The sequence below is a fragment of the Streptomyces sp. NPDC057249 genome (assembly GCF_042669245.1).
Lineage (GTDB): Bacteria > Actinomycetota > Actinomycetes > Streptomycetales > Streptomycetaceae > Streptomyces.
In genome coordinates this window covers 17,107-28,868 of the sequence record NZ_JBHUXS010000019.1, presented here as the reverse complement: position 1 = coordinate 28,868, position 11,762 = coordinate 17,107, and the positions used below count along the sequence as shown (strand labels likewise).

The following is an 11,762-nucleotide window of genomic DNA, read 5'->3' as shown; positions in this document are numbered from 1 at the left end:
GGTCTGTGAGCTGCCTACAAAAGGGACCGCTCATGCCCGCCACCCCGTTCGACTGGATCGAAGACGAGGCGCGCCGGCGCGCGGACGCGGGGCTCGTCCGCCGGCTGCGGCCCCGCGAGGCCGGAGCGGAGCCGCTGGACCTCGCAAGCAACGACTACCTCGGCTTCACCCGGCACCCGGAGGTGACCTCCGCCGCGGCGGAGGCGGCGTACCGCTGGGGCGGCGGGGCGACCGGCTCCCGCCTGGTCACCGGTTCGACCGCGCTGCACGCCGAACTCGAACGTGAACTCGCCGCGTTCTGCGGCTTCGAGGCCGCGCTCGTCCTCTCCTCCGGTTACGCCGCCAACCTCGCGGCCCTCACCGCGCTCACCGGACGCGGGGCCCTCATCGCGTCGGACGCGGGCAACCACGCCTCCATCGTGGACGGCTGCCGGCTCTCCCGGGCGGAGACGGCCGTCGTCCCGCACGCCGACCCGGAGGCCGTCCGCAAGACGCTGCGCGGGCACGAGGGCCGGAAGCTGGCCGTCTCCGACTCGGTGTTCTCCGTGGACGGGGACGCCGCGCCGCTGGCAGTGCTGGCCGCCGTCTGCCGGGCGGAGGGTGCCGCGCTCCTGGTGGACGACGCGCACGGGCTCGGGGTGCTCGGCGAGGGCGGGCGGGGCGCGCTCGCCGCGGCGGGGCTCGCGGGGGACGGGGACGTCGTCGCCACGCTCACCCTCTCCAAGTCCCTGGGCAGCCAGGGCGGCGCGGTCCTCGGCCCGGCCCGGGTCATCGACCACCTGGTCAACACCGCGCGGACGTTCATCTTCGACACCGGACTCGCCCCGGCCGCCGTCGGTGCCGCCCTGGGCGGACTGCGGCTGCTGCGCCGCGAACCGGAGCGCGCGCTCCGGGCGCGTACGGTCGCCACCGCGCTGTACGACGGGCTGACGGCGTCGGGCCTGGCCGCGGTGCGGCCCGACGCGGCGGTCGTCTCGGTCCGGGCGCCCTCGGCCGACGCCGCCGTGCGCTGGGCCGCCGACTGCCGGACGGCCGGGATGGCGGTGGGCTGCTTCCGGCCGCCGTCCGTGCCCGACGGCGTCTCGCGGCTCCGGCTGACCGCCCGCGCGGACCTGACGGACGAGCAGATCGCGCGGGCGGTGGAGACGGTGCGCCGGACCGCGCCTCAGAGCTGAGACGAGGGCCGCGTCAGCGTTTCAGTCCGGCGACGAAGGTCCCCCAGGCCGCGGCGGAGAACTCCAGGGGCGTCCTGGCCACGTCCTTCGAGTCGCGTACGGCCAGCAGCCGCCCGCTTTCGAACGGAGCGGTCTCCACGCAGTTGTTCATCCCCGTGCTGTAGCTGCTGCCGCGCCAACGCAACGCGTGCCGGGCGAGGTGATCGGACATGACGCTTCCTCCGGGCGGTGGGGGGTCACCGGTCGCCGCGGTCGATCGCGGCGATCAGGTCCAGCGTGTGCTCCGGCGACAGCGCGTGCGTCTGAAGGGTCTCGAAGGCCGAGCTGTACGCCGCAAGGTCTTCTTTCCGTTCCAGATAGAGACTACTCGTCAAATGGTCAAGAACGACCACGTCAAGGTCGGAAGCGGTCGGAAAGGAGAAGATAACGAAAGGGCTGGTGAGACTCACATAACCGCCGACCGCGAACGGAAGTAACTGGAGTCGCACATGGGGAAGTTGTGCCACCCGCGCGAGATGGCGCAGCTGCTCCCGCATCACTCTTCGGCCGCCGACCTCCCGGCGCAGCACCGCCTCGTCCAGCACCGCGCTCAGCCGCAGCGGCGGATCGCTCCGCAGCACCCCCTGCCGGGTCAGCCGCACCTCCACCAGTGAGTCCAGCTGACCGGACGGCAGCCCGTCCAGGGAGGCCCGGGTCACCGCGCGGGCGTAATCGGCCGTCTGCAACAGCCCCGGGACCACCGAGGTCTCCAGCGTGCGGGCGGTGCGCGCCTGCGACTCCAGGCTGATGAAGTCGCGGTACTGGGGCGGGATGAGCCCCCGGTACGCGTGCCACCAGCCGGCGCCGCCCCCGCCTGCCGATCCGGCGAGCGCGCCCAGGACCTCGCGGAGCTTCGGATCGTCCATGCCGTACGCGTCGAGGAGCCGGTTCACGTCATCCGGCCGCACCCCGCTGACACCTGTCTCGATCCTGCTCACCTTCGACTGGTGCCAGCCGAGCAGCGCCGCCGCCTCCCGGCTCGTGAGACCCGACGCGTGGCGCAGGCTCCGCAGCTCCTCTCCCAGTTTGCGGCGCCGTACCGCAGGGCCGTGCTGCATCCGATGGCTCCCTCCCGCTGCCCGACGAGCAGACAGTGTGGCGCCGCGGCGGGGCCGGGCGGGGAGAGTTCACCGATTTGAGCGACAGATATATGCATATCTTGGTGGATCGCCGCCACGGAGGGCGGCATCGGTGGCAATCTGGCGCGAAGCACAACCGGACCGCTCGCCGGGCCGGTTTCGGGTGGGAAAGGGACGGCTCGCCATGGCAGATCATCAGGAAGCACGTGTCACCCTGCCGAGCGAGCCGGTCTCGGTCTCGACGGCCCGGAGGTTCGCCGCTCGGGTCCTGACGGAGTGGGGCCTGCCCGAGGACGCGGAGGCGGCCGACACCGTCCGCCTCATCCTCTCGGAGCTGGCCACCAACGCCGTCCTGCACACGTTCGGGCAGTCCCCCACCTTCACCGTCGACCTCCGGCTGGAGCGCGACGAGGAACTGCGCGTCGGCGTGACGGACAGTCATCCCCGCCGGCCCCGGCGGCTGCCCGCCGCCGTCCAGCAGGACAACGGCCGGGGCATGGTCATCATCCGCTCGCTGGCCAAGGAGTCCGGCGGCCGGCTGAGCGTCACCCCCACCGCCGATGGCGGCAAGACCGTCTGGGTGGCGCTCCCGTGGCAGGTCCCCGCCCAGCCCTGAGGCGCCCGGGTCAGGCGACCCGGCCGTAGTAGACGCTCCGGGTCCAGATCTTCTCCAGGCGGACCACGGCGCCGGTCTTCGGCGAGTGCCAGATCTTCCCGCTGCCGGCGTAGATGCCCACGTGGTAGACGCTGCGCCCGGAATGGAAGAAGACCAGGTCACCTCGTTGGCGCTGGGACGCCGAGATGTGCCTGGTCCGGTTGTACTGCTGCTGGGCCGTCCGGGGGAGTTTCCGGCCGGCCTTCTTGAACGAGTAGAGCGTCAGCCCCGAACAGTCGAAGCTGCGGGGTCCGGTGGCGCCCCAGCGGTAGGGCGCCCCCTTCTTCGACGCGGCGATCTTCAGGGCCTTCATCGCGTGACCGGCCGCCTGCGCCTCGGGCGCGGCTCCCGGCACGCACAGCGTGCCGCCGACGGCGGCGAGAGTCATGACCGAGGCCGTGGTGGCCCGGGCGAGCAGAGACGGGACATGAACCTGCGCACTCATGCGCAACCCTTCGTCAGCCGCCTGTGAAGGATGACCTGTCGGGTTCGGGCTGGCGAAGTCGCCCGGCCGCGCGCTGCGGCTTCACCCCGAGGGACGACCGGAGGTCCGGCGGTCCCGTAGTGCTCGGGTCCTCCACTCCTGCCGATCCACTCCTGTCGACCCGTCATCCGGGCGGCGGCAGGACTCGGCGTCCGCCCGGACCGCCCCGCCGCGGTGGCGGGGGCTTGTCGTCCCAGGGATCTTGACTCACCTCGGGCCGGATTTCCGAGCCGGAACAGCCATCGGTGAAGACCGCCGCGGATGGCCCGTTCAGGTGGACCGCAACCCGTACGGCGGCCCCGCCGCCACCGGTGGCCATGTCCGTACCAGCGGCGTCGCGGAGGAATCCGCTCCGGGCGCATCGGGAAAAGGCAAATCGGTCCGTCGCTCGTGAGAGGGAACGCCTACGCCGAACGAGCGAGGAAATCCCGCGCGCCCGTCGGGCGTGTCGGTGGCTTACGGTGCCTCAGTCCGGCGTAGCCGGCGGCAGCGTGACCCGGGCCGCCCGCCGTTCGCCGTCCAGTCCCCGCAGCGCGCGGGTCAGCGTGGTGCTGTGGATGCGTGTCTCGCCGCGCCGGTGCATCAGCGCGAGGGCGTCCCGCAGTTCCGCCGCGTGCGAGGCGAGCGCCTGGGCGGCACGCAGGGCCGCGTAGGTGTCGTCACCGTGAGCCGGGTTGATCCGGCCCACCTGGTCGAGCACATCGAGATAGCGGTCGACGAACGCGGACTCGGCCCGGGTCAGGGCGGGCAGGGGCGAGAACTCCGGTGACTGCACCGCCGGTTCACCACCCGGGGCGCGGCGGCGCCGGGACCCGGTTCCGCACGATGTGGTCGACCAGCCCGTAGGCCAGGGCGCCCTCCGCGTCGAGCACGAGGTCGCGTTCGGTGTCCTCGGTGACCTGCTCGACGGAGCGCCCCGTGTGCCGGGCCAGCATGCCGGTCATCGTCGCGCGCATCCGGTCCACTTCCCGCGCCTCGATCTCCAGGTCGGACGGCTGCCCCCGCACCGGTTCGGCCAGGGCGGGCTGGCCGACGACGACCTTGGCGCCGGGGAGCATGTGCCGCCGGCCGGGGGCGCCCGCGGCGAGCAGTACCGCCGCTCCGTCCCCCGCCCGGCCCAGACAGAAGGTCTCCACCTCGCAGCTGAGGAAGTTCATCGTGTCGTACAGGGTCGTCATCGCGCCGAACGAGCCGCCCGGCGAGTTGATGTAGAGCGAGACGGGCCGGTCCGGAGCGTCGTGCTCCAGATACATCAGCTGGGCCACCAGGTCGTTGGCGGCCGTCTCGTCCGGGGCGGTGCCCAGGAAGACCACGCGCTCGGCAAGCAGCTTGGAGTACGGGTCCATGGTCCGGGACCCCTGGGAGGTGCGTTCGGTGAACTCGGGCAGGACATGGCGGGCGGCGGGACGGTACGCGGCTGTGCCTCTCCTCCGGACGCGCGGGCACAGCGGGGCGCCCGCGCACGCTTCCGTAAAAAATGTACAGGACGTACAGAAGGTTATGATGGGAGCATGGCTTACGAGATTCCGGTGACGCAAGCCCGGGCCGAACTCGCGGAACTGATCAACCGAGTCGTCTACGGCGGCGAGCGCGTGGTCGTCACGCGGCACGGGAAACCGCTCGTCGCCCTCGTATCGGCCGCTGACCTGGAACGTCTTGAGCAGGAGGAGGCGGCGGAGCGGGAGCACGTGATCAGCTCGGTCTCCTCGATCGGTGCCACTCCGTCCGCTCCCGGCGAACGGCAGCGCTTCGGCATCGCGGCGGAGCACCGGGGCCACCACGGCCGGGAGGACTGACCCCCGATACGCGGCGGTGCGCCCCCGTCCGCCGGGACGGGGGCCCACCGCAGTGAGGAGGTGTGGTCCGAGACGTTGCGCAGCGAGCGGCTGGCGGCCGCCCTCGCCGAGGCGTTCGGGAAGCTGCGCCGCTCCTGGACCGCGCTGGTCGGGGTGTACCGGGAGGCCGGGATGCTCCGGGCGGACGTGCCGGACGACCACGTCGCCCGGGCCCTGATCGCGACCGCCCAGGGGTTCATCGCCCAGCTCGCGATGTTCGGCGACACCGGACCGGAGGTCCTCGAGGACGGTCTGCGCGGGCTGATGTCGATGGACCTGACGCAGGCCGGCTGACGCGGCCCCGGGACGCTACCGGAGACGCACGCCCCGGCCGGGGACGTTCACCGTTCGCGCATCCGCTCCCGGCGCCGCCGCACGGGGGACCGGCCCGGCTGTCCGCCCGGGGCCGCCTCCTTCACCTTCGCGGCGTACTCGTCCACGTACTCCTGGCCGGAGAGCCGCAGGATCGCGTACATGATCTCGTCGGTCACCGCGCGGACGGCCGCCTTCTCGTGCTCCAGGCCCGCGTAGCGCGAGAAGTCCAGCGGTTCGCCGAAGCGGATGGTGACGGGCCTGAGACGGGGGAGCCGCCGGCCGGGCGGCTGGATCTCGAAGGTGCCGACCATCGCGCACGGCACCACCGGCACCCGGGCCCGGATGGCCATCACCGCCACGCCCACCTTGCCCTTGTAGAGCCGCCCGTCGTGCGAGCGGGTGCCCTCCGGGTAGATCCCCAGCAGCTCGCCCCGCTCCAGCACCCCGACGCCCTCGCGGATCGCGGCCCGCCCCGCCTCGTTGCCCGACCGGTCCACCGGGATCTGGCCCGCGCTGCGGAAGAAGGCGGCCGTCAGCCGGCCCTTCACGCCCGGGCCCGTGAAGTACTCCGCCTTGGCCAGGAAGGTGATCCGCCGCTTGAGGATCGCGGGCATCAGGAAGTGGTCGGAGAACGACAGGTGGTTGCCCGCGACGATCGCGGCGCCGTCGTCCGGTACGTGCTCCGCACCCTCGATGACCGGCCGGAACAGCAGCCGCAGCGCCGGCCCGAGAACGACGTACTTGAGGACGTAGTAAAACACGGTCGCTCCCCGGTCCGGTGGCCTCAGCGGGTCGATGATGGAGACATGTACCCCGCCCCCGCCGGGACGACGCCGGGTCTCACATCCCCGCGCCGAAGTCCTGGGTCCAGACGATGCCGCCGGGGCTGTCCTGTATGCCCACGCCCAGCTCCTTGAACGAGCAGTTCAGGATGTTCGCCCGGTGGCCCGGGCTGTTCATCCAGGAGTCCATCACGTCGGCCGGCGTCCGCTGGCCCTTGGCGATGTTCTCCCCGTACGTGCTCCACCGGTAGCCGGCGGCCGTGATCCGCTCGCCGGGGCCCGAGCCGTCCTGCGAGGTGTGCGAGAAGTAGTCCCGCGCGGCCATGTCCTCGGAGTGCCGCTGTGCGGCGGTGGTCAGCAGGTCGTTGCCGGTCACCGGCCCGCAGCCCTCCTTCGCCCGCTCGGTGTTGACGAGGGCCAGGACCTGTTCCGCGTCCGACGGCGGGCTCGGCGTGGGCCGGGCCGGGGCCGGCCGGGTCGCGGTGGGGGTCTTCGCCGCCGGGGGACGGCTGCTCGCGGGGGCCGTCCTCCCCGGCTTCGCCCGGTCCTTCTTCTTCGTGGCGTCCGGACTCGGGCCCCGGCTCGCGGCGGAGCGCGAGGGCGAGGCGGACGGCTTCGTGGACGCGGGCGCCCCGGCGGAAGCGGTCGCGGTGACGGCGCCGCCGGTCTCGGGGGCGGTCGCGACGGACACCTCGTCGCCGCCGTCGTCACCCGTCGACAGATGGACGGCGGCGCCCCCGGCGCCCAGCACGCCCACCGCGACGACGGATGCCACCACGGCGTTCCGCCGGCGGCGGCGCGCCTGGTCCCGTCGCAGCGCCGCCCGGCCCGGCTGCGCGGGCGCGGGCGCGGCGAGGAGTGTGCCGGCCGCGACCTCGGTCAGCCGGGGGGCCCGGCCCGCTCCGGCCACCGCGAGCGGCACCAGCGCGAGACCCACGAGCAGGCCCTCGGCCAGCACCAGCCCGGAGCCGAACCCGGAGCAGACCGTGCAGCCGCGCGCGTGCCGTGCGATGCGCTTGCGCCACAGCGGCGAGGGGGCCCCGTCCCATCCGATGAGGATGTCGTCCAGCAGGACGCACCGGGGCTGGGCCGCCAGCGCGCCCACCACCACCCGGGCGGTGTCCAGCTGCGCCTTCATCCGCTGCACGCGTACGGCGGTGTGCTCGGGCGACAGGCTCATCGCGGCGGCCACCTCGGCCCGGGTCAGCTCGCCCGCCGCCTCCAGCCACCACAGCGAGAGCAGCGCCCGGTCGTCCTCGTCCACCCAGCGGGTCGCCTCGGCGACCTGCCGGCGCTGCCCGGACAGGCCGAGCCGCAGAATCGTCACGTCCACGAAGTCCGCCGCCGGATCGACCCGGTCGTGGCCGGTGGCCAGGGGCTCCACGGGGATCGCGGCGGACTGCCGGTCGCGCCAGTGCGCCCGTATCTCGTTCATCGCGATGGCCACCAGCCAGGAGCGGAAGCTTTCCGGGTTCCGCAGGCCGGGCAGGGCGCGCAGCATGCGCAGGACCGTCTCCTGCACCACGTCGTCCACGTCCGCGTGGCCGTTCAGCGCGCGTCCGACGATGTTGTAGAGCAGCGGAAGACAGGACGCGACGAGTCGGTCCTTGGCGTCGCCGTCACCGGCCCGTGCCGCCTTGATCAACGCCCGTTCGCGGTCCTGGCCCATGCTGTGCTCACTCTTCCGGAGTCCTGTTCTGGCTTCACGCACACCTGGGAGATGCCGCCCGGCCGGAGACCATAACAAAAACCCGTCGCTCACTTGTACGTAAAGAAGTCCGGCCCCACCACACAGGTGGCGGGGCCGGACGGAGTCACCGGATCATCCGGTCACCGATCAGGGCGCGGTGCCCCAGGAGAGCGCACCGGCCGTGTACACGCCGACCTTCGACGCGTCCGCGTACGAGGTGCCCGTGCCGCGGCTGTAGTCGTCCGCCTCGTTGAAGTTGGACCAGTCGCTCTTGTTGAGCCGCAGCTGCATCTCACCGGTGGAGGCGCCGGCCGCGAGGGTGCCGCTGCCGAAGGAGACCTCCAGGTAGTGGCTGGCCCCGGCCGCGGAACCGTTCGACTTCACCGCCAGGTTCAGCTTCCCGCAGCCCATGACCGCCCAGTCGCAGTAGGTGCCGAAGGTGGAGGCGCCGGCCTCGGGGGTGAACCAGTAGCGCAGCTTCACCGTGGACAGGTCCACCGCCGTGCTGCCGGTGTTGACCAGCTGGAGGCCCATCCGGATCTGGTTGTCGGTCGCGGAGGAGTCGTTGTTCTTGTACTGGACCTTCAGCGCGCCCGTTCCGGTGCCGCCCCCGGCGGAGGTGGTGACGGAGAGGGCCGAGGAGGCCGCCGAGACGTTACCGGCCGCGTCCTTCGCCTTGACGGTGTAGCTGTAGGCGGTCGAGGCCGACAGGCCCGTGTCGGTGTACGAGGTGGAGGTGGTCGAACTCACCTTGGTGCTGCCCCGGTACACGTCGTAGCCGGTCACCCCGGTGTCGTCGCTCGACGCCGACCAGGACAGCGAGACGCTGCTGCTGGTCTTGGCGGTGGACGTCAGACCCGTCGGCGCGGTCGGCGCCTGCGTGTCGTCGTCGTCGCCACCGCCGGGGTTCTCGCCGCTGCCGTCGATCGGCGGGTAGGCGTTACGCACCAGCTCCTGGAACTGCGCGGAGAACCAGTGACCCGCTACCGGGGCGTTCGGCAGGGCGCCGGACATGCTGTTGCCGTTGCGCCCGTTGCCCTCGTAGGTCGGGTCGCACATCCGGTCCCAGCCCTTGCCCTCGTCGTTCTCCACGGGCTCGCTGTTGCCGTCCGACTCCCCCGGGGGCTTCGCCCACACATAGGCGTCGATCCCGGGCTCGGGGGCGGCGGTGGGCCGCTCACCGATGCCGGCGCCGCTCTGGTTGCACCAGTTGCCGGCGTGGATGCGCCGGTCGACGCGGCCACCGTTGACGTAGTCGTCCACGCTGGTCAGCGGGCCCGCCGAGGTGGGCCGGTCCGGGCCGCCCCAGCCGTTGCGGGCGGTGTCGATCAGCATGCCGATGTTGGAGTTGAAGCCCTGGCTCACCAGCTGGGTGCGCAGCGCCTGGGCGAACGACAGCTCATCGGTGTAGTAGTTCCAGTCGATCCACTTGGACTGGCGCACCGTGGTGCCGTTCACCGAGTCGGTGATCTTGAAGTTCGGCTCCTTCAGAGCCGAGTAGTTCGCCGTGTTCACAATGAAGCCGGCGACGTCGTTGACCGTGGCACCCTCGGTGGTGGCGGCCTTCTTGAACTCCAGGCCGGCCGGGGCCATGTTGGTGTCCCAGCCCAGCCAGCCGTGGTGGGCGGCGTCGATGTAGTTGTAGACATTGGGAATGGCGCCCAGGGTGTGCAGGGCGTAGCCGATCCCCTTCTCGTAATTGCCGTTCGCCTTCATCGTCGCGCAGTCTTCGGTCGAACCGGCCGTGCCGCCCGCGTTGGTGACGAGGTTGGGCAGCGAGTCGGGCTCGATGATGGTGACGATGCGCAGGTCCGCGTAGGCCGGGTCGGCGAGGATCTCGGCGATCGGATCGATGTATTCGTCCTTGTACCGGTCGAGCTCCGTGGCGCCGAGCTCGCCCTGGGACGCCAGAGCGGCACAGTCACGACCCGGCAGGTCGTAGATGACGACCTGGAACAGGTCCGCACCCTGGGCGAGGGCGGTGTCCAGGTGCCCGCGCAGGCTCCGCTTCCCTTCCGTGCCCTCGATGGCCGCGATGCGGTCCATCCAGACGAAGGAGGGGGTGTCGGCGATGGCCGCGCCGCCCGGCTCGGCCGCCGCCAGGGCGGACCAGTCCGGGTTCACGTACGCCTTGGCCCCCACGTACGGGTTGTCGACCCGGGCCGCCGCGGCGTCGGCGGTGGTGGGGATCGCCACCGCCAGCGCCGCGCCCATGGCCAGGGCGGAGGCTGCGGCCAGCCTCCTGCGCAGACCTTGCTTGATGGTGCCTCTGGTACTCATTGCGGCTCCGTGCTCCTCTCGTACGCCTGCGGAGACTCCCCGCAGACGGGTTCATGGGGGTGCTGCCCGATGGCGGGTTCAGCGGGGTGAGTGTGAGAACCCGCCATCGGGAGTGGTGGGGTGACCGGCGGTTCAGCCGGTCACGGGGCGGTGCCCGAGGTCAGGGCGCCGTTGACGTACACCCCGACCTTCGGGGCGTCGGCGAAGGCCGTGCCCGCGGTCCGGCTGTAGTCGTCGGACTCGTCGAACGCGGACCAGTCGGACTTGTTCAGCCGCAGCTGGATCTCTCCGGTGGAGGCCCCGGGGGCGAGGCTGCCCCCGGAGAACCCGACCTCCAGGTAGTGGCTGGCACCGGCGGCCGTACCGGCCCGCCGCACCGTGTGCGTCACGCTTCCGCAGCCGACGACCGCGTAGTCGCACGCGGTGCCGAACGCGGAGGAGCCGGACTCGGGGGTGAACCAGTAGCGCAGCTCCACCGTGGACAGGTCCACCGCCGTGCTGCCGGTGTTGACCAGTTGGAGGCCGGGCCGGATCTGGTTGTCACCGGGCGCGGAGTCGTTGTTCTTGTACTGCGCCTTGAGGGCGCCGGTCGTGCCGCCCCCGCCCGGATCGCCGTCACCGCCGCCGCCGTCGTCACCGCCGTCGTCGCCGCCGTCCGGGCCGGCGCTCGCCTCGAAGGTGAACTCCTTCATGCCGAGCCCCTGACCGCCCTGCCAGATCTCGAACCCGGCCTCGGCGTCGATCAGGTAGTGCGCCGGATCGATCTGCCCCCGGCCGACACCGTCGTCGATCAGGCTCTTCACGTCGAAGCCGGTCAGCTCGGTCGCGCCGCCCTGGAGGACGTACGAGATCACCTTCCAGCCCGACGCGCCGGGACCGGTCCACACGTCCCAGGTCCGGCCGTCGAGCCGGACCGTCGCCGTGCGCGAGCCGATCGGCTGGACTCCGCCCCGGTGGTTCATCCAGATCATCAGCTCGGTGCCGTCCGGCTGGTCGTCGGTGACCGGCGTCGAGTTGAACCAGACGTCCATCGAGACGTTGTACGCGCCGGAGCCGACCTGGGTGGTCGACCAGTCGGTGTGTACGCTGCCCAGCTCGGCCACGCGCAGCGGCAGCCCGCTGTCCGTCGTGCACGCCCCCCAGTGACAGCCCTTGTAACTGGAGGGGTACGTCGCCGGGGCGCCGTTCGTCGGCAGGTTGAACGAGGCCGAGGTGACGGACCAGGCACCGGTGTCCGGATCGACACCGACGCACTGCTCGCTGTCGGAGTTCCACTCGTTCTGCTGGTAGAGGTACTCCCCGCCGCGCACTTCGGTGGTGCCCCAGGGCGTGCAGTCGGTGACCACCGACGCCGAGGCCGAGGACGCGCCGGTCAGCATCGACGCGGCGGCCAGGACCAGGGCGGCGGCCGTCCCGGCCAGCGCCGGC

At 72.1% G+C, this 11,762-nt stretch carries 11 protein-coding genes, 3 pseudogenes and 1 riboswitch; of the genes and pseudogenes, 4 read left to right on the top strand and 10 right to left on the bottom strand.

Going from position 1 to position 11,762, the window contains the following annotated elements; translation table 11 throughout:
• Window positions 1-32 precede the first annotated feature (32 nt).
• Window positions 33-1,175 carry an 8-amino-7-oxononanoate synthase gene (locus ACFUJY_RS28580; RefSeq protein WP_383304969.1) on the top strand — a complete coding sequence of 381 codons (1,143 nt, stop codon included), beginning with the start codon at window positions 33-35 and terminating at the stop codon, window positions 1,173-1,175.
• Between the two features lie 13 nt (window positions 1,176-1,188).
• Here the strand turns inward: ACFUJY_RS28580 and ACFUJY_RS28575 are convergent, their stop codons facing one another.
• Together ACFUJY_RS28575 and ACFUJY_RS28570 are read right to left on the bottom strand one after the other, a co-directional pair.
• Complete coding sequence (locus tag ACFUJY_RS28575; RefSeq protein WP_383304967.1) at window positions 1,189-1,386, bottom strand: DUF397 domain-containing protein; 198 nt, start codon at window positions 1,384-1,386, stop codon at window positions 1,189-1,191.
• A gap of 25 nt (window positions 1,387-1,411) precedes the next feature.
• The gene (locus ACFUJY_RS28570; protein WP_383304965.1) at window positions 1,412-2,272 is read right to left on the bottom strand and encodes a helix-turn-helix domain-containing protein; all 861 of its coding nucleotides are present in this window, start codon (window positions 2,270-2,272) and stop codon (window positions 1,412-1,414) included.
• A 205-nt stretch (window positions 2,273-2,477) separates the two neighbouring features.
• Between ACFUJY_RS28570 and ACFUJY_RS28565 the strand changes: the two genes are divergently transcribed.
• Window positions 2,478-2,909, top strand: a complete 432-nt coding sequence (locus ACFUJY_RS28565; protein ID WP_383304963.1) for an ATP-binding protein — start codon at window positions 2,478-2,480, stop codon at window positions 2,907-2,909.
• Window positions 2,910-2,919: 10 nt separating this feature from the next.
• Here ACFUJY_RS28565 and ACFUJY_RS28560 read toward each other — a convergent pair whose 3' ends face one another.
• From ACFUJY_RS28560 to ACFUJY_RS28550, 3 genes are all read right to left on the bottom strand, one after another.
• The gene (locus tag ACFUJY_RS28560) at window positions 2,920-3,393 is read right to left on the bottom strand and encodes a C40 family peptidase (protein ID WP_383304961.1); all 474 of its coding nucleotides are present in this window, start codon (window positions 3,391-3,393) and stop codon (window positions 2,920-2,922) included.
• A 3-nt stretch (window positions 3,394-3,396) separates the two neighbouring features.
• Window positions 3,397-3,593, bottom strand: a riboswitch (cyclic di-AMP (ydaO/yuaA leader).
• 305 nt (window positions 3,594-3,898) lie between these two features.
• On the bottom strand, window positions 3,899-4,207 hold the full coding sequence (locus ACFUJY_RS28555; protein ID WP_383304960.1) for a hypothetical protein: 309 nt from the start codon (window positions 4,205-4,207) through the stop codon (window positions 3,899-3,901).
• A gap of 7 nt (window positions 4,208-4,214) precedes the next feature.
• Complete coding sequence (locus tag ACFUJY_RS28550; RefSeq protein WP_383305137.1) at window positions 4,215-4,880, bottom strand: ATP-dependent Clp protease proteolytic subunit; 666 nt, start codon at window positions 4,878-4,880, stop codon at window positions 4,215-4,217.
• Window positions 4,881-4,943: 63 nt separating this feature from the next.
• On the opposite strand from ACFUJY_RS28550, the gene ACFUJY_RS28545 reads away from it, so the two are divergent.
• A complete protein-coding gene (locus ACFUJY_RS28545) occupies window positions 4,944-5,228 on the top strand; it encodes a type II toxin-antitoxin system Phd/YefM family antitoxin (protein ID WP_383304956.1) in 285 nt (94 codons plus the stop codon).
• Window positions 5,229-5,285: 57 nt separating this feature from the next.
• Window positions 5,286-5,561: pseudogene (locus tag ACFUJY_RS28540) on the top strand (TetR/AcrR family transcriptional regulator); the annotation flags it as partial.
• 47 nt (window positions 5,562-5,608) lie between these two features.
• Here the strand turns inward: ACFUJY_RS28540 and ACFUJY_RS28535 are convergent.
• From ACFUJY_RS28535 to ACFUJY_RS28515, 5 genes and pseudogenes are all read right to left on the bottom strand, one after another.
• On the bottom strand, window positions 5,609-6,343 hold the full coding sequence (locus tag ACFUJY_RS28535) for a lysophospholipid acyltransferase family protein (protein WP_383304954.1): 735 nt from the start codon (window positions 6,341-6,343) through the stop codon (window positions 5,609-5,611).
• Between the two features lie 79 nt (window positions 6,344-6,422).
• Entirely contained in the window at window positions 6,423-8,033 is a 1,611-nt protein-coding gene (locus ACFUJY_RS28530) for a sigma-70 family RNA polymerase sigma factor (RefSeq protein WP_383304953.1), read from the bottom strand.
• A gap of 168 nt (window positions 8,034-8,201) precedes the next feature.
• Entirely contained in the window at window positions 8,202-10,334 is a 2,133-nt protein-coding gene (locus ACFUJY_RS28525; RefSeq protein WP_383304951.1) for a glycoside hydrolase family 6 protein, read from the bottom strand.
• Window positions 10,335-10,474: 140 nt separating this feature from the next.
• A pseudogene (locus tag ACFUJY_RS28520) lies at window positions 10,475-10,939 on the bottom strand (cellulose binding domain-containing protein); the annotation flags it as partial.
• 129 nt (window positions 10,940-11,068) lie between these two features.
• Window positions 11,069-11,713, bottom strand: a pseudogene (locus ACFUJY_RS28515) (hypothetical protein); the annotation flags it as partial.
• Window positions 11,714-11,762 lie beyond the last annotated feature (49 nt).

Coding starts and splice junctions, on each gene's coding strand:
- ACFUJY_RS28570 (WP_383304965.1), bottom strand. CDS start 2,272: ATGCAGCACGGCCCTGCGGTACGGCGCCGCAAACTGGGAGAGGAGCTG.
- ACFUJY_RS28575 (WP_383304967.1), bottom strand. CDS start 1,386: ATGTCCGATCACCTCGCCCGGCACGCGTTGCGTTGGCGCGGCAGCAGC.
- ACFUJY_RS28565 (WP_383304963.1), top strand. CDS start 2,478: ATGGCAGATCATCAGGAAGCACGTGTCACCCTGCCGAGCGAGCCGGTC.
- ACFUJY_RS28580 (WP_383304969.1), top strand. CDS start 33: ATGCCCGCCACCCCGTTCGACTGGATCGAAGACGAGGCGCGCCGGCGC.
- ACFUJY_RS28560 (WP_383304961.1), bottom strand. CDS start 3,393: ATGAGTGCGCAGGTTCATGTCCCGTCTCTGCTCGCCCGGGCCACCACG.
- ACFUJY_RS28525 (WP_383304951.1), bottom strand. CDS start 10,334: ATGAGTACCAGAGGCACCATCAAGCAAGGTCTGCGCAGGAGGCTGGCC.
- ACFUJY_RS28530 (WP_383304953.1), bottom strand. CDS start 8,033: ATGGGCCAGGACCGCGAACGGGCGTTGATCAAGGCGGCACGGGCCGGT.
- ACFUJY_RS28545 (WP_383304956.1), top strand. CDS start 4,944: ATGGCTTACGAGATTCCGGTGACGCAAGCCCGGGCCGAACTCGCGGAA.